The 15,695-nt window shown below is 58.2% G+C and carries 16 protein-coding genes; 9 read left to right on the top strand and 7 right to left on the bottom strand.

What is annotated here, in order from left to right:
• Nucleotides 1–23: 23 nt before the first annotated feature.
• Nucleotides 24–1,022 carry an NAD(P)H-dependent glycerol-3-phosphate dehydrogenase gene (locus tag ACXIUA_RS06195; protein ID WP_070479202.1) on the top strand — a complete coding sequence of 333 codons (999 nt, stop codon included), beginning with the start codon at nucleotides 24–26 and terminating at the stop codon, nucleotides 1,020–1,022.
• Nucleotides 1,023–1,034: 12 nt separating this feature from the next.
• Nucleotides 1,035–2,108, top strand: coding sequence for a D-alanine--D-alanine ligase family protein (locus ACXIUA_RS06190; RefSeq protein ID WP_457976386.1), 1,074 nt, complete (start codon nucleotides 1,035–1,037; stop codon nucleotides 2,106–2,108).
• Here ACXIUA_RS06190 and ACXIUA_RS06185 read toward each other — a convergent pair.
• Nucleotides 2,105–3,076, bottom strand: a complete 972-nt coding sequence (locus ACXIUA_RS06185; protein ID WP_457976385.1) for a DUF3515 domain-containing protein — start codon at nucleotides 3,074–3,076, stop codon at nucleotides 2,105–2,107. The genes ACXIUA_RS06190 and ACXIUA_RS06185 overlap by 4 nt on opposite strands.
• Before the next feature lie 31 nt (nucleotides 3,077–3,107).
• On the opposite strand from ACXIUA_RS06185, the gene ACXIUA_RS06180 reads away from it, so the two are divergent.
• The 6 genes from ACXIUA_RS06180 to coaD are packed head-to-tail and all read left to right on the top strand — an operon-like array spanning nucleotide 3,108 to nucleotide 9,508.
• Nucleotides 3,108–4,073 carry a thiamine-phosphate kinase gene (locus ACXIUA_RS06180; RefSeq protein WP_457976384.1) on the top strand — a complete coding sequence of 322 codons (966 nt, stop codon included), beginning with the start codon at nucleotides 3,108–3,110 and terminating at the stop codon, nucleotides 4,071–4,073.
• Nucleotides 4,070–4,714, top strand: coding sequence for a uracil-DNA glycosylase (locus ACXIUA_RS06175; RefSeq protein ID WP_457976383.1), 645 nt, complete (start codon nucleotides 4,070–4,072; stop codon nucleotides 4,712–4,714). The genes ACXIUA_RS06180 and ACXIUA_RS06175 overlap by 4 nt, the downstream gene beginning before the upstream one ends.
• Before the next feature lie 11 nt (nucleotides 4,715–4,725).
• Nucleotides 4,726–6,288, top strand: a complete 1,563-nt coding sequence (locus tag ACXIUA_RS06170) for a DAK2 domain-containing protein (RefSeq protein ID WP_457976382.1) — start codon at nucleotides 4,726–4,728, stop codon at nucleotides 6,286–6,288.
• A 3-nt stretch (nucleotides 6,289–6,291) separates the two neighbouring features.
• Entirely contained in the window at nucleotides 6,292–8,394 is a 2,103-nt protein-coding gene (locus ACXIUA_RS06165) for an ATP-dependent DNA helicase RecG (RefSeq protein ID WP_457976381.1), read from the top strand.
• Between the two features lie 16 nt (nucleotides 8,395–8,410).
• Complete coding sequence (locus tag ACXIUA_RS06160; protein WP_457976380.1) at nucleotides 8,411–8,995, top strand: RsmD family RNA methyltransferase; 585 nt, start codon at nucleotides 8,411–8,413, stop codon at nucleotides 8,993–8,995.
• A 3-nt stretch (nucleotides 8,996–8,998) separates the two neighbouring features.
• Nucleotides 8,999–9,508, top strand: coding sequence for a pantetheine-phosphate adenylyltransferase (gene coaD / locus ACXIUA_RS06155; protein WP_457976379.1), 510 nt, complete (start codon nucleotides 8,999–9,001; stop codon nucleotides 9,506–9,508).
• 53 nt (nucleotides 9,509–9,561) lie between these two features.
• Here the strand turns inward: coaD and ACXIUA_RS06150 are convergent, their stop codons facing one another.
• The 6 genes from ACXIUA_RS06150 to ACXIUA_RS06125 all read right to left on the bottom strand — a co-directional run bounded on the left by ACXIUA_RS06150 (nucleotide 9,562) and on the right by ACXIUA_RS06125 (nucleotide 14,342).
• Complete coding sequence (locus tag ACXIUA_RS06150) at nucleotides 9,562–10,353, bottom strand: amino acid ABC transporter ATP-binding protein (protein ID WP_457976378.1); 792 nt, start codon at nucleotides 10,351–10,353, stop codon at nucleotides 9,562–9,564.
• Between the two features lie 2 nt (nucleotides 10,354–10,355).
• Nucleotides 10,356–11,297 carry an amino acid ABC transporter permease gene (locus ACXIUA_RS06145; protein WP_070362549.1) on the bottom strand — a complete coding sequence of 314 codons (942 nt, stop codon included), beginning with the start codon at nucleotides 11,295–11,297 and terminating at the stop codon, nucleotides 10,356–10,358.
• A gap of 6 nt (nucleotides 11,298–11,303) precedes the next feature.
• The gene (locus ACXIUA_RS06140; protein WP_071573944.1) at nucleotides 11,304–12,170 is read right to left on the bottom strand and encodes an ABC transporter substrate-binding protein; all 867 of its coding nucleotides are present in this window, start codon (nucleotides 12,168–12,170) and stop codon (nucleotides 11,304–11,306) included.
• Nucleotides 12,171–12,254: 84 nt separating this feature from the next.
• The gene (locus tag ACXIUA_RS06135) at nucleotides 12,255–12,809 is read right to left on the bottom strand and encodes a hypothetical protein (protein WP_320072645.1); all 555 of its coding nucleotides are present in this window, start codon (nucleotides 12,807–12,809) and stop codon (nucleotides 12,255–12,257) included.
• 87 nt (nucleotides 12,810–12,896) lie between these two features.
• Nucleotides 12,897–14,036 carry a hydrogenase formation protein HypD gene (gene hypD / locus ACXIUA_RS06130; RefSeq protein WP_070362547.1) on the bottom strand — a complete coding sequence of 380 codons (1,140 nt, stop codon included), beginning with the start codon at nucleotides 14,034–14,036 and terminating at the stop codon, nucleotides 12,897–12,899.
• Between the two features lie 36 nt (nucleotides 14,037–14,072).
• A complete protein-coding gene (locus ACXIUA_RS06125) occupies nucleotides 14,073–14,342 on the bottom strand; it encodes a HypC/HybG/HupF family hydrogenase formation chaperone (protein ID WP_457976377.1) in 270 nt (89 codons plus the stop codon).
• A gap of 240 nt (nucleotides 14,343–14,582) precedes the next feature.
• On the opposite strand from ACXIUA_RS06125, the gene hypE reads away from it, so the two are divergent.
• On the top strand, nucleotides 14,583–15,677 hold the full coding sequence (gene hypE, locus ACXIUA_RS06120; protein WP_256006551.1) for a hydrogenase expression/formation protein HypE: 1,095 nt from the start codon (nucleotides 14,583–14,585) through the stop codon (nucleotides 15,675–15,677).
• Nucleotides 15,678–15,695 lie beyond the last annotated feature (18 nt).

Below are 15,695 nucleotides of genomic sequence, written 5' to 3'. Positions count from 1 at the left end.
AGACAGGAATGGCGGTGGCACAAGTGGTAAACGTAGCGGTAATGGGTGCAGGTTCCTGGGGGACAACCTTGGCCAAAGTGTTTGCCGATGCCGGCAACATGGTGCAGTTGTGGGCACGCCGGGACGAGCTGGCGAAGACCATGCAGGAGACTCGGGAGAATCCCGATTACCTGCCGGGGATTGCGCTGCCGGACGGGGTCTTCGCAACGTCTGACGCGGAAGCGGCACTGCAGGCTGCAGATATCGCTATTTTTGCTGTGCCGAGCCAAACCATGCGCCAGAACCTGGAAGTGTGGGCCCCGCTGCTGCGTACTGACACTACGCTGTTGTCCATTTCGAAAGGTATTGAGACCGGCACATACATGCGAATGTCGGAGATCATCGCTGAGGTTACCGGTGCAGAGGAGAACCGAATCGCGGTACTCAGCGGGCCAAACCTTTCCCGCGAGATTGCTGAGGAACAGCCGGCGGCCACCGTCATCGCCTGCAGTGACATCAACCGTGCGAAGCTCGTGCAGGCTGCGTGTGCGACGTCGTACCTGCGCCCGTATACGAACACTGATGTTGTCGGCTGTGAGATCGGAGGTGCGACGAAGAACGTCATCGCGCTCGCCTGTGGCATGGCTTCTGGCCAGGGGCTAGGGGAGAACACGCTGGCAACGCTTATTACCCGTGGTTTGGCTGAAAGTACGCGTCTAGGCCAGGAGTTGGGGGCCGACGCCCGGACGTTCGCAGGCCTGGCGGGCATGGGGGACTTGGTTGCCACGTGTTCTTCGCCACTGTCTCGTAACCGAACTTTCGGTTCTGCGCTGGGTAAGGGCGCCACGATTGAAGAGGCGAAGGCTGCAACGAAGGGCCAGGTTGCCGAGGGGGTTATTTCCTCACGCAGCATTTATCAGCTTGCTGAGCGTCACGGCGTGGACATGCCGCTGACTCAAGCCGTTTTCGCCGTGTGTCACCAGGGTGTGACGGTGGAGGAGACGATTGCTGCGTTGATGGGTCGGTCGAAAAAGTCGGAGTAGACACCAGGTAATGTGTCAGCTGTGATTCGTATTGCAGTAGTCTACGGTGGTCGTTCCACCGAGCATTCAATTTCTTGTATTTCTGCCGGCTCCATCATGGCCCACCTCGACCCCGAGGTGTACGAGGTGTTTCCGGTAGGTATTCGCCGGGATGGTACTTGGGTGCGCGGGGAAATCGACCCCGTTGGCGGAGAGGCGCTTCCCGAAGTTCTTGGTGGGGCAGAGATCGCGTTGAGCATCAACCCTTCGCGCCGCGGTGAGTTTACTGATGTCGCCACCGGCGAGACCGTCGCACAGGTCGACGTTGTTTTCCCGGTCCTGCACGGGCAGTTTGGTGAAGACGGCACTATCCAAGGCATGTTCGAGCTTTCGGGAATCCCGTACGTGGGGCCAGGCGTCTTGGCATCTGCGAGTGGCATGGACAAGGAGTACACGAAGAAGCTCGTGGCACTTGCCGGAATTACAGTGACTCCGGAAGTGATTCTCCGCGGAGGTGAACTGCTGCTCGATGAGGATAAGCAGCGCCTAGGCCTTCCAGTGTTCGTCAAGCCCGCCAACGGTGGATCGTCGATTGGTGTGTCCAAGGTGACCACGTGGGAAGACTTCGATGCTGCACTGCATCAAGCGTACGAGTGCGACTCGAAAGTGATCGTCGAATCGGAGCAGGTCGGCGACGAAGTCGAGGTCGGAGTTCTGGAGTTTCCCGATGGCCGCATCGAGGCTTCCGTGCCGGCCAAACTCAACGGAACTGATGCTTCTGCAGAAGGCTTCTACGGCTTCGAAACGAAGTACATGGAAGAGGGGGTTACAGCAACAATCCCCGCGCCTTACGACGCCTCTTTGATAGCTACCCTGCAGGACCAAGCAGTCCGTGCATTCAATGCACTGAACTGTAAGGGATTGGCACGCGTGGACTTCTTCGTCACCGACAAGGGGCCTGTGCTCAACGAGATCAACACCATGCCGGGGTTCACCGCAATTTCGATGTACCCACAGGTGTGGAACGCAAGCGGCATCGACTATCCGAAACTGCTCGACACTCTGGTCCGCACTGCGCTGCAGGTAGCCGACGGCGCAACGGACTAAGACTTGCGTTCGGGGACGTGCTTCTCGACGAGCTCGGTCAGCGTGGTGATGACCTCATTGCCCTCACCTGAGGGCACAAAGGCCGCAACGTTGACCTCTCGCCCGAGCGCGTACCACGTCGACGAGGTGGTGCCAGTTGCAGTGATGGTGTCCTCAAACCAAGGGATCCCGTTGATCTGTTGCAAGGTCGCTCCGGCCTCGTAGTGCTCCGGGTCGTTCACACCACAACGCAGCACAATCGGTTCGTGGCCAAGCTGCGTCCAGACTGCAGTTTGCGGCGAAGCCACATTGTTCTCAGGAAGCCGTTTATAGCCTTCGGCGAGCGATTCAGGAAGTGCAGCAAGCAATCCGCCGCATGCGTTTGCTCCACTCCCGTCCGTTGAATGCGTCGCTGGCTGCAGCTCAGAGAGCGGCGCCGGGTTGCGAGGAAGATCGCGCTGCGGCAGCGCACTCACGTTAATCTCGTCCACTGGCGTATCTGCCCTGCCGAGTCCTTCCGCGTCGGTAGTCACGGCGACTACCGGCCAACGGTCCGCGCTAAACCACGTGACCATGCTTGATCCTGGGGTGGCGTCGTCAATTCTGATCCACTCTGCACCATTGTGGGAGGACACCGGGGTGTACTCGGTGTACTGAAGGGGCATTTCCACGCCGCAGCGCAGCGTGACGCGTCGAGTTGAAGAGGACTGCCACGCGGCAGCACCTGCCGGAGCCGGGGCGGCGAGCTCCGCACGCTTGTGCCCAAGCACCTTTTCAGGAAGGCTGTCCACGAGCGCAGCGCACTCGGGTGAATCAGCCTCGGGGGAAGGCAGCTCAGTCATCGCCACAGGCTGCAGTGCCACCTGCTGGAAAAAATACCGAGCACCCACAATGACGCCCAAAACAAGCGCCACTGCGAGGCCCAAACTGATGTAGACCGCTGTACGGTTAATCTGTGAATCATGCAACGCGCCAGTGGAATCTTTCATGGCGTACAAGTCTACTGAAAGGCGCACTTTGGTGAGTAACGTCGGCTTTCCCACGCACGGCCCGACGCTCCGGGAGGTGGGAGAACAAGCAACGATTGACGCCATCGTTGGTGCATCGCCATCGCCGCTCAACGGTGATGACGCAGCGGTGCTCGAATCGCACACGCCGAATAGCCGTGCGGTCGTAACAACGGACATGCTCGTCGAGGGACAGCATTTTCGCTTTTCGACGACCACCCCCGCCCTGCTGGGACGCAAAGCCATCGTGCAAAACTTCGCCGACATCGAGGCGATGGGTGCTCGCCCCGTTGCCGCGCTACTCGCGCTCTCGGCGCCTCCGGACACCCCGCTTGCCGTCGTGAGTGAACTTGCACGAGGGATCCATCTCGAATTGGAGCGATACTCGAGCGAGCTCGTCGGCGGGGACATCACGAGTGGGAACCAACTGTCGATCGCGATCACCGCGATTGGTTCGTTAGGAGGCAGTTTGCCGCCACTGCGCTTGAGCCAAGCGCGTCCGGGGCAGCGAGTGATAGCGCACGGGAAAATCGGCTATTCTGCTGCAGGCTTTGCACTACTGGAGTCCGGACGGGAAATCCCGGAACGGCTTGCAGATATCGTACATGCGCACCGCTGCCCGCAACTGACTCCTGGGCGCGGGGTTGTTGCACGAGCAGCAGGGGCTACAGCCATGACAGACAACTCCGACGGGCTACTGCACGATCTGGGCGTGATAACCCGGGCCTCGAACGTGGGGATTAACATCTCGCGCGCCGCTGTAGCCCCAAGTGATCAGCTGCGAGAAGCCGGTGAGTTCCTAGGCGTCGACCCATGGGACTGGGTACTCAACGGGGGAGAAGACCACACATTGCTGGGCACGATCGATGGGGACGCACCCGTGGGGTATCGTTCGATCGGTACGGTCACACGCAAAGTCGGCGTGGAAATCGACGGCGTCGCACACACCGCGCGCCATGAATGGGAGCCATTTTCATGAACTTACCCGTCCACCCTTCCTGGCAGGAACCGCTGGCGGAAGTAGAACCTGCCATCCACGCGATGGGAGACTTTCTCCGCGGTGAACCCGCGTACCTGCCTGCCGGAAAAGACATTCTCCGTGCGTTTTCGACCCCATTTGAAGATGTCCGTGTGCTCATCTTGGGCCAAGATCCGTACCCGACGCCCGGCCACCCCATGGGTCTCTCATTCTCGACGCAGCCAGGCGTGAAACCGCCCCGATCGTTGGTAAACATCTACCAGGAGCTCAACGATGACCTCGGTATCCCCCCACGAGCCGACGGGGACTTGACCTCTTGGCAGCGAAACGGAGTCATGCTGCTCAACAGAGTACTCACAGTCCGGCCCGGCGCGCCGACGTCACACCGCGGGAAGGGCTGGGAAGCAGTGACCGCACACGCAATCGCAAAGCTCGCTCAGCGGAATACTCCGTTGGTTGCGATCCTGTGGGGCAGAGACGCACAAACTGCGAAACAGTTCCTCGGGAGTACGCCAACGATTGAGTCCCCACATCCCTCGCCGCTGTCGGCGCGCCGGGGGTTTTTCGGGTCGCGGCCATTCAGTCGGGCAAATCAGGCGCTCATTGCACAGGGTGCCTCACCTGTCGACTGGGCACTGTAGACTGTCTGACCATGGAAACAGCAACTGCACTCGATGGACCACGGCTCCTGTCCTGGGCTCGTCGGGCAGCGGCAGAACTCGAACGTCGCCGACACGAGATCAACCAGCTCAATGTGTTTCCCGTCCCGGACGCGGACACTGGTTCCAACATGGCGCAGACGATGGCGGCGGCTGTCGAAGAGGCGTCGAAAAGGTCTGATGCTCAGTCGATGCAGGAAGTAGCCGAAGCGCTTGCTGTTGGCGCCATTCGCGGCGCGCGTGGCAACTCGGGTGTTGTGCTGTCCCAGGTCATCAGAGGCGTCGCGCAAACCGCCGATGAAGATACTCGAAGCGGGCAGTTCATCGCGAACGCGCTTGCCCAAGCAGTGCAGTTTGTTGACCGCGCAATTGCCGAGCCGGTAGAGGGCACCGTGATCACGGTGCTGCGGGCAGCGTCGACTGCGGCATCGCAAGCGCTGCAGGATTCAGGGGGAGAAGCACCCGCGTTGAGCATCGCACAGGCTGCCGCCGACGCTGCGCAAACTGCACTCGCACGTACCCCGTCACAGCTGGAAGCGCTACGGGAAGCGGGCGTCGTCGACGCAGGAGGCACCGGCCTCGTTATCCTCCTGGAATCACTTGTATACGAACTCGACGGCCAACCCTACGAGGTAGCGCAGCCTGCCACACACGGAACCTCTCACGTGATCTCACACGCAAGTGGCAAGGCAAACCTGGAAGTCATGTTCTTCTTCGAAGGCGACATGGATGTCCTTGAAGGTGAACTTAGCACCATGGGCGACTGCCTTGTGATCGCTCGCAATAACGAGCGCAGCGGCAAAGTGCACATTCACTCCACCGAGGCCGGCGCAGTGATTGAGCGCGCGTTCGCCCGCGGTACCGTGACACAACTGCATCTCGAAGTGCTCCCGGACGAACCTGTCACGCAAACTCCCACAAGACTGGTTGTCGCAGTGACGCCTCCCGGATCACTTACTGATCTCTACGCGCAGGCAGGTGCGGTAACAGTCGCGCCGGGCGAGAATATTGTCGCGGACATCCTCGCCGCCGTCCACAAAACCGAAGCTCGCGAAGTTATTTTGCTGCCGAACGGACTGCTTGATCAGCGAAGCCTCGCCGCAGTGGAGAAAGCAACCCACGCCTTCGAACAAAGCATCACCCTGCTTCCTACCGTGCGGCTTGTTTCCGGTATCGCGGCGCTCGCCGTTCATGACCCAGCCCAACCACTCGCGACGGCAGCTTTCACCATGTCGGAGGCCGCCGGAGAAATGCGAACCGCTGTCCTCCAGCGCGCCCCTAAAGCCGGGCTCGTGCAAGGAGGGGCAGTCTCGAAGGGCGACATCATCGCCATGGCACACGGCGAAACACTCCTGATCGCTGACGACGCGATAGCCGCCGTCGAAAAGACCTGCAAGCGCCTCCTCGAGCCCGGTGGGGAACAAGTCACCGTACTCTTCGATACCGCATCACTGCGCGCCGAAGACCTCGCGGCACTCGACGACAAACTCGACGTCGACGTCATCGTTTTCCCCGCAGACGGGCTCGGTGCCGTCGCCGAGATCGGAGTCGAATAGGAAGTGCTAGGAAACATCGACCCCAGGCCGCTCAACCTCGTCATCCCCCTGAAACAAGCCAAGGCAATCACCAAACACCTTGGATACAGCACCTGCGGCGAGCTCCTCGAGCACTACCCACGCCGATACCTCCACTACGGCACCGCGACCGACCTTGCCACCATCAATGAAGGCGATACACTCAGCATCGTCGGCGAAATCACCGCTACCCAACGCATCCCCAACAGAAAACACCCCAACCGACCCATCTACCGAACCCACGTCTACGACGGCACCAACACCTTCACCGCAACATTCTTCGGCTCCAACTACGCCATGCGAGTGCTCAAAGAACACACCCGCGTCATGATGACCGGCAAAATCAGCACGTACCGCAACGAAATCCAGTTCCAACACCCAGACTTCGTACTACTCGACGGCCCCACCCAAGCCACCGGAGCACTACGACAACTCCAACACTTCGGCGACCTCGAAGCAATCCTCTCCGGACGCGAATGGCTCCCAATCTACCCGGCAACAAAACAGGTCAGCACCTGGACCATCATGGGAGCCGTCCACACCATCCTGCAAAGCCTCCCCACAGTCCCCGAACCACTCGGCGCAAGCCCTGACGGATACATCGCCCGCGACAGCGCCATCCGCACCATTCACCAACCTGACACCGAAGGACCCGAACCCGCCCGCCGACGCCTCAAATACGACGAAGCCATGACCGTCGCACTCGCCATGAGCGTGCGACGCACCGACGCAAACAACCACAACGCTCCAGCCCTTCCCAAACAACCAAACGGCGAACAATCCCGACTCATTACACAACTCCCATTCCCACTCACTGGCGGGCAACAACGCGTCATCCAGGAAATCTCCACCGACCTGACTCACGCCCACCCAATGAGCCGCCTCCTCCAAGGAGAGGTCGGCTCCGGCAAAACTATCGTCGCACTGATCAGCATGCTCCAAGCGGTTGATAACGGCGCTCAAGCAGCCCTGCTCGCACCTACCGAGGTGCTCGCGCAGCAACACGCACGATCGCTTACAGAGACACTCATGCGCGCCGGGCTGCACACGACTGTGGTGCCACTCACAGGCTCCATGCCGACGGCACCGAAGCAAGATGCCCTCCTCAAGATTGTCTCGGGTGAGGCGGACATAGTCGTGGGCACCCACGCGCTGATTCAAGACAGCGTGGAGTTCTTTAACCTTGGCTTCGTCATTGTCGACGAGCAGCATCGTTTTGGCGTGGAGCAGCGCGACCGACTTCGCGCTAAGTCGGGGGCGCAGACTCCGCACTTACTTGTCATGACAGCGACGCCGATCCCGCGCACAATCGCAATGACCGTCTTTGGTGATCTCGAGGTCTCGGTGCTCAACGAGCTGCCAGGCGGAAGGAAGCCTATTCAGTCCTCAGTTGTTCCGGAGTTCAAGCCGACGTGGATTGCACGTGCGTGGGAGAAGATGCGAGAAGATGTCGCGGCTGGCCACCAGGTCTACATTGTGTGCCCGCGCATTGACGGCGAGGGTGGCGTCCTTGAGACCGCCGAGTGGTTGCGCGCTACCGAGTTCCCAAGCCTGCAAGTAGCCGTACTGCACGGCAAGATGCGTGCTGAGGAAAAAGACGCTGTGATGTCCGATTTTGCAGCGGGTGGCATTGACATCTTGGTAGCTACGACCGTCATCGAAGTTGGCGTAGACGTGCCGAACGCGACTGTCATGATGGTACGGGAATCAGAAAGCTTTGGCGTTTCACAGCTGCACCAGCTGCGAGGCCGAGTCGGGCGAGGCGGTAATCAATCTCTGTGTCTTTTCCATACACAGGCAGAAGAAGGCAGTGATGCCTTTCAGCGGGTCTGGGAGGTTGCTCAGACGAGCGATGGCTTTGCTCTTGCCGATCTAGACTTGCGCCACCGCCGTGAGGGTGACGTGCTCGGAACAGAGCAGTCAGGTATCCGTCGCACGTTTAAATTGATCGACTTGATTGAGGACTACGAGATCGTTACCAGTGCGTACCGCGATGCGGCCCGCTTTGTCGAAGAAGACCTTGAGAAGGCACGGGCGCTCAGTACACACCTCCAAGATGAGGACTTTGTGTACCTAGAAAAGAGCTAAAGCTAGAGTGAGTACCATGAATCGCATCATTTCTGGTGAAGCCCGTGGGCGCAAGATTAAAGTTCCACCGGAGGGGACACGGCCAACGTCGGACCGCGCGCGAGAGGGCCTCTTTTCCTCTCTGCAGGTCCGCTTTGGGTTCCCTGGTCAGCACGTCCTTGACCTCTTTGCCGGATCCGGCGCACTAGGGCTGGAGGCAGCCTCGCGTGGAGCTGAAGAAGTGGTGCTTGTGGAAGACGACCCGAAAGCGGTCGCGGTGATTGAGCACAATGCGCGCGTTGTCGGGCACCCGAACACCCGTGTCGAGCCCGTGAAAGTCTCCGCGTATGTGGCGCGTGCTCCCAAGCAGCACTTTTCAATGGTGCTCGCCGATCCACCCTACGACCTTGCCGATGAAGCCGTCGCTGAAATGGTCACTGCGTTGCAGGAGCTACTTGTCGACGGCGCCGTGGTCGTCATCGAACGTCACCGCGAAAGCCCCGAGACCGCATGGCCGCCCGCGTTTACCCCTACGGGACAGAAACTCAAGAAGCGCCTGTACGGGATCGCACGGTTCGATATGGCAGTGTATACAGCCCCCTCAGGCGCTCAGGAGGAGTGAGTGATGGCCCAATCGTCAGCTTCGGCCCGTAACGTGGCGGTGTGCCCCGGGTCGTTTGACCCCTTCACGAACGGGCACCTGGATATCGTAGACCGGGCTCGACGCCACTTCGACGAAGTAGTCGTTCTGGTAACTGGGAACCCAACCAAGAAAACTGGAATGTTTACAGTGGCGGAACGAGTCGCCTTGATCCAGTCAGCCGTCGCCGACATGCCGGAAGTGAAAGTAGACAGCTGGGGTGGGTTGTTGGTTGACTACACCAGCGCACACGGCATTACTGCCCTGGTGAAAGGCTTGCGATCGTCACTTGACTATGAGTATGAGCTGCCAATGGCGCAGATGAACCGACGCCTCACCGGTGTTGAGACGTTCTTCTTGCTCACTGACGAGAAGTACGGCTACATTTCGTCCTCGCTATGCAAGGAAGTCGCCCGCTTCGGAGGCGATATCGGGGGACTGGTACCTCCGGCGGTCATGCAGGCGATGAACGAACGCCTGCGCGAAGCAAAGTAAAAGCCCGGAAGATCAACCAAGAAGATCTACCGGGCTCCGATTGGGCGCTCAAGCTAGAAAATCGTCGACAGGAAGGCCTTCGTGCGTTCCTTTTGAGGGTTGTCGAGCACCTGTTCAGGGGTGCCGTACTCGACAATCTGACCGTCGGACATGAAAGCAACGTGATCTGCGACCTCGCGCGCGAATGCCATCTCGTGCGTGACCACCAACATCGTCATACCGTCTTGCGCAAGTTGCTTCATCACCCGCAACACTTCACCGACAAGCTCCGGGTCAAGTGCGGACGTGGGCTCGTCGAAAAGCATGAGCTTTGGATCCATCGCGACCGAACGAGCAATAGCAACTCGCTGCTGCTGACCACCTGAAAGCTGGATCGGGTAGGCGTCCGCCTTCGACTCTAGCCCGACCATGCGCAGAAGCTCCATCGCACGGACCTTTGCCTTCTCCGGCGACTCGCCCTTGACATGGACCGGAGCTTCAATGATGTTGTCGAGTACAGTGCGGTGCCCGAACAAGTTAAAGCTCTGAAAGACCATCCCGATGTCGCGGCGCTGGACTGCGGCATCCTTCTCGCTCATCTCATAGAGTGTGCCGTTCTTTTCGCGGTACCCGATCAGATCACCATCAACGTACAGGCGACCAGCAGTGACCTTTTCAAGATGGTTGACGCAGCGAAGGAACGTGGACTTACCGGAGCCGGAAGGACCGATCAAACAGGTAACAGAACCCGGAGCTACTTCGAGGTTGATGCCCTTGAGTACTTCCAAGCTGCCGAAGGACTTCCATACGTCTATCGCTTGGATCATTGGCGTTTGGGCGGGGGAAGAAGATGTAGGAGAAGCCATGGTTACCGTTGGTTCCTTTCTGGAGCTTCAATGATCTCGACGTTGTTTGGAATTGTGCCTTCGGCGTCGGCCAAGCTAGCGAGCTGCCGGGCAGTGAGCTGGCGGGTTGCTCCCCGGTCGAAGTAGCGCTCCAGGTAGTGCTGCGCGACCATCAGCAAGGAGGTAATTACCAAGTACCACGTTGCTGCCACAAGCAGCAACGGAACCGGCTGGAACAGCGCTGCAGCGATATCCATCGAGCGACCGTACAGCTCCAGGGAGTAAGGAACCGCAACAACCAACGAAGACGTCTTCAGCAAGGAGATAAATTCATTTCCTGTCGGCGGAATGATAATGCGCATCGCTTGGGGAAGAACTGTCCTAGTCATGGTCTGGGACCAGCTCATGCCCAGCGACTTCGACGCTTCAATCTGTCCTTCTGGAACAGCGGAGACACCCGAGCGGACAATTTCCGCCATGTAGGCGGCCTCATTGAGGCCCAGACCAACGACGGCGAGAGCAAATGCGGAAGAGGTGAACGGATCGAGGGAGATTTGCGTAAACCCGAGATTGATGGAGTCGTAGATTGCTCCGATCAGGCCCCAGAACATCAACTGAACGTACACGGGGGTACCGCGGAAAATCCAGAGGAAAACCCAGCTTACGGTGCGAAACACCGGGTTGGGACTCATACGCATCACGGCAAGGAGCACACCGCCGACCACGCCAATAAGCATCGCGAGGACCGTAATCGCAATGGTGTGTAGAGCAGCTACCGCGATTCGAGTATCGAAGAGGTACTGCGCGTATGTGTCCCACCCATACGCTTCATTCTTGGCTGCGCCAATAATAAACCAGACAACGAGGACGCCGAGCAGGACCGCGAGCGCCCACCGTCCTGGGTGCCGTAACGGTTTCGCTTCAATTCTGGCAGGCCGACTTTGGCTAGTAGATGGTGTGGTCATGGTCTGTTACTTCCATTCTGTAAGGGGCTGTTCGTTAATAAGCGCGGTATCGAGCAGGCCAGTTCGTACGTTCCACTGCGCCAAAATGCGCTCGTAATCGCCAGTGTCGATGAGATGCTGCATTGCGTGGGCAAGCGCAGTGCTCAGACCTGAGTCTTTTGGCACCGCGATTCCGTATGGTGCTGCGTCGAACATGTCACCCACGAGCTCGAGCTTCCCGTCGGAGCGTTCGACCGCCCAAGACGTGACAGGGGAGTCAGCACTAAAGGCATCTGCACGGCCAACCAGTGCCGCGAGCGCCGCGTTGTCAGAGGTGTCGAACGACAGGATGGTGATGGGTGGTTTTCCTGCTTCAATACAAGCATCATTCTTCGGACGCACGTCATCGGTCTCGGAAACGGTTGTGCGCTGAACCGCAACTGTGAGACCACAAGCATCCTCTGGGTTCACATGCGTACCGGTGAGTTGAGCCCACTGGATTCCTGCGAAGAGGAAATTAACGAACTCAAAGCTTTTGCGGCGCTCTTCGTTATCAGTAAATCCAGACATGCCAGCGTCAAGGCTGCCTGCCTGAACCGCAGGTAGGATCATAGAAAAATCCATCTCCTGTGGATCGAATTCGAGACCCATGATTGAGGCAAGCGCGCGCCCGAGGTCAAGCTCCAGCCCGATCAAATTACCTTGTGAGTCTTTGAACTCGAAGGGGGCGAATGGTGGGTTGGCGCCAATTGAGAATTTGCCGTCTTTCGAGACATTCTCGGGGACCATCGCCGCAATCTCAGGAACGGTAGCAGGCTCAATAGGCTCCCAGCCATCTGGGTTGCCACCTTCCACGTTGGTTACGCAGCCACTGAGAAGACCAACGCCCATCATCAACGTGAACGCGCTGAGGACCCTCGTCGCCTTGCCAAAGCGTTTGTTTTGGTTCATTGTTTTCGACCTTGTTTGGGATTGTTTCTAGCGTGGGGTTGGAAGCGATCGCAGCCCACGCATGATGAGCTCTACCGTTTGTCCAACCAGAAACACACTCAACATTGCGAGAAGCACTGGTGCTGTCGCTTGGCTTGAGCCCTGAGAACTTTGAGCAAAATTACCAGTGAACAATCCACGGACCATATTCGAAGATCCCTGTACCTCAGCTTTAGTCCATTCGAGCGGGTTTGCGGTGCTTGGTATCGACGACCCCTTCGCCCATCCCTGAACAAAGTCCTTGCCCTCGCCCTCTGGCATGTCATCAGTCCATTTGAGGAACAGTTCAGAACTGGAGATTTTCTGCACGGGGTTCTTTTCGGGCGGAATGTAGAGAGGGTCGTTCTCTGGGTCTTGATCCAGGGAGCTCTTCTTTTCGCCCTCGGACGCGCTAGAAGCTTCACCGGCGTCTTTATCAGAGTCTATCGAACTTGTAGCAGGTGCTTCGGGGGCTGGGATTTCCGCAAGTGCGGAAGGGCTAACCACCGAAGCCGTTGCAATGAGAGAAGCCGCGGTGACCGCGGCCGTGATACGTTTGCGCATGAGTGAATAATACCCACTCGGACAGTTTTGCGCTAACAAATCGAAAGATTTTACCCCCAGGCAGTTCTGACCAGGGGGTTTACTGATCTAAGAGAGGGAAGAAGTGGTGATTTTATCTATTCTTCCGAAGTTGTAATATGCGGCACAGGCTCCTTCTGGGGAAACCATGCAGGTACCAATCGGGGTGTCCGGCGTACAGGCGGTACCGAAGACCTTGCACTGCCACGGCTTGATGTGGCCGGTCAGGACAGACCCGCACTCACATGCCGCGGGGTCTTCGACTCGGTTGCCGGGCACATCGAAAATGCGCTCCGCATCCCACTTGGCGAACTCTTCAGAGATGGCCATTCCGGAATGGGGAAGGGTTCCAAGGCCACGCCACTCGAACTCGTCCCGTATATCGAAGACCCTATCCAAGAGCGCTTGCGCTGAAGGGTTGCCCTCTGGGCGCACGACGCGGGCGTACTGGTTTTGGACGCGTGCCTTGCCCGCGGCAATGTCGCCCGACGTAAACTGCTCCAGCAACTGGGCAACGCCCTGAAGAATATCCAAAGGTTCGAAGCCGCAAACGGAGACTGGCCGGTTAAATTCTTCAGCCAGGAAATCGAAAGCCTTTGTGCCGACCACAGTTGCTACGTGGCCGGGCCCGATAAAGCCGTCAACCTCCGTGACACCCCCGTTGGCGATTGCACGCAGTGGTGGCTCGATGGTCACATGGTTAGAAAAGACTGAGAAGTTTGGGATATCGCGTTGCTTGGCGGCGGTTAGCGTCACAGCGGTGGATGGCGTCGTCGTCTCAAAGCCAATTGCGAAGAAGATAACGTGCTTATCCGGGTTCTCCTCCGCGATCTTGAGAGAGTCCAGTGGAGAGTAGACAAAGCGAACGTCGCAACCACGTGCACGAGCCTGCAACAGTGACTCCTCGGAGCCTGGAACACGCATCATGTCGCCGAACGTGGTCAAGATAACGTCAGGCTGGTTTGCAAGCCAGAGTGCGTCATCGACCCTGCCCATTGGAATGACGCAGACTGGGCAACCAGGTCCGTGAACGAGGTCGATGGAGTCGGGGAGAAGATTTTCCAGGCCGTAGCGGTAGATCGTATGGGTATGCCCACCGCAGATTTCCATGAGCTTAATCGGACGGTCGAGTTGCTTCGCCTGTTCCTCAATGGTTGCAATCAGTTGGCGAGCTGCGGCTGGGTCACGAAACTCATCGACGAATTTCATGTGGGGTCCTTTCTTAGGAACGTAGGGGGCGGTGGCTTAGTCGATTCTTGAGGTTGTAAACGAATCGAGCTCGTCCTCAAACGTATTTGCGCCGAGTTGTTGAATCTGTTGCAGGGTTGTCGTGGCTTCATCCTCGTCAATTTTTGACAGCGCAAATCCTACGTGTACCAGCACCCATTCGCCGACCTCGAGTCCTTCTTCAACAAGAAGGTCAGTGGAGATTGCACGGGTTACTCCCGAGATGCTGACTGTTGCGCGGGTGGGATCCTTAATTTCGACAACCTGCGCTGGTACTCCCAGACACATAAAGCAGAGCCTTCCATCGATTGCATTAATTTCACACTTTTTCGTGCTTATTCCGTTTTACATTATTGCCCATGATTTGTGCATTTCTAAAAGTACCCAGCAAGCCAACTATGTGCGTCACCCACAACCTCCAAGCCCCGAAAACCCAAAACACGGTACCGGCGGTAGAATTCACACACGGAACTATTCGTAGCAATTCCACACGGTGGCTAGTTGCGAAAATAAGAAAAGGAAAGTGCTGTGCAGCCTAAAAACCGCCTCAATGTAGATGAGTCCAAGGTCAATGACAACATTGCTCGAGTGCGTCGTCGTGGTGGACGCTTGAAGGATGAATATGTCACGCTCGCACACGGGGCGGGCGGAAAGGCAAGCGCGACACTGCTAGAGCAGGTATTTTTCGACGAGTACGGCAACGATCTGCTCTCACAGGGGGAAGACTCGACGCTGTTGGACCTCGATTTGAACGGCGGGACGCTGGCGTTTACAACCGACAGCTATGTGGTGAACCCGATAGAGTTCCCGGGTGGATCCATCGCGGATCTCGCGGTAAACGGTACCGTCAACGATCTTGCCGTGGGTGGTGCGGAGCCGAAGTATATTTCGGTGGGTTTCATTCTGGAAGAAGGGCTTGAAGTAGAGACGCTTCGCCGGATCGCGCAGAATCTCCGCACCGCAGCAGAACGCGCCGGAGTACAGATTGCGACTGGCGACACAAAAGTAGTTCCGAAGGGTGCTGGGGACAAGATTTATATCAATACAGCAGGCATCGGCGTAGTACCTGCTGGACGGGAACTCGGTTTTGCAAAAGTCAAGCCTGGTGACCGGATTATCGTTTCTGGCCCGATCGCAGACCACGGTATGGCGGTCATGATGGCCCGCGGAGACCTCGCAATCGAAGCACCGATCGAGTCCGACTCGCGCGAGGTCGCAAGTTTGGTGCGGGCGATGCTCGCCGATGCCCCCGAGACTCGTTGGATGCGTGACGCCACACGTGGTGGTCTAGCGACAGTCATGAACGAACTTGCAGAATCAACTGGCTACGGCGTTGCACTGCACGACGAGAAGATCCCTGTGCAGCCGATGACGCGCGCCGCTTGCGACATGCTGGGCATTGATCCACTCTACGTCGCGAACGAAGGAACGTTTGCGGCGGTGGTGCCGGAAGACCAGACCGACCAAGCACTCGCGGCGCTGCATGCAGCAGGCGCTGAAGGGGCGGCGGTGGTTGGAAAGATCGTCGAGGAACCAGCTGCAGCGGTGGTGTTGGTCACCGGCTTTGGTGGTACCCGTATGGTCGACAAACTGGTTGGCGATCCGTTGCCACGAATCTGTTAAGTTCCTGAGGCTGCATGG

It is taken from the genome of Corynebacterium sp. UMB8791 (assembly GCF_054166365.1).
Note: the sequence above shows the minus strand (reverse complement) of the source record. Positions and strands in the feature narration are given on the sequence as shown.

What these genes read in the sequence shown, in the direction of transcription:
- ACXIUA_RS06185 (WP_457976385.1), bottom strand. Translation starts at nt 3,076, where the DNA reads ATGAAAGATTCCACTGGCGCGTTGCATGATTCACAGATTAACCGTACA.
- ACXIUA_RS06175 (WP_457976383.1), top strand. Translation starts at nt 4,070, where the DNA reads ATGAACTTACCCGTCCACCCTTCCTGGCAGGAACCGCTGGCGGAAGTA.
- ACXIUA_RS06170 (WP_457976382.1), top strand. Translation starts at nt 4,726, where the DNA reads ATGGAAACAGCAACTGCACTCGATGGACCACGGCTCCTGTCCTGGGCT.
- ACXIUA_RS06160 (WP_457976380.1), top strand. Translation starts at nt 8,411, where the DNA reads ATGAATCGCATCATTTCTGGTGAAGCCCGTGGGCGCAAGATTAAAGTT.
- coaD (WP_457976379.1), top strand. Translation starts at nt 8,999, where the DNA reads ATGGCCCAATCGTCAGCTTCGGCCCGTAACGTGGCGGTGTGCCCCGGG.
- ACXIUA_RS06150 (WP_457976378.1), bottom strand. Translation starts at nt 10,353, where the DNA reads ATGGCTTCTCCTACATCTTCTTCCCCCGCCCAAACGCCAATGATCCAA.
- ACXIUA_RS06145 (WP_070362549.1), bottom strand. Translation starts at nt 11,297, where the DNA reads ATGACCACACCATCTACTAGCCAAAGTCGGCCTGCCAGAATTGAAGCG.
- ACXIUA_RS06140 (WP_071573944.1), bottom strand. Translation starts at nt 12,170, where the DNA reads ATGATGGGCGTTGGTCTTCTCAGTGGCTGCGTAACCAACGTGGAAGGT.
- ACXIUA_RS06135 (WP_320072645.1), bottom strand. Translation starts at nt 12,809, where the DNA reads ATGCGCAAACGTATCACGGCCGCGGTCACCGCGGCTTCTCTCATTGCA.
- hypD (WP_070362547.1), bottom strand. Translation starts at nt 14,036, where the DNA reads ATGAAATTCGTCGATGAGTTTCGTGACCCAGCCGCAGCTCGCCAACTG.
- ACXIUA_RS06125 (WP_457976377.1), bottom strand. Translation starts at nt 14,342, where the DNA reads ATGTGTCTGGGAGTACCAGCGCAGGTTGTCGAAATTAAGGATCCCACC.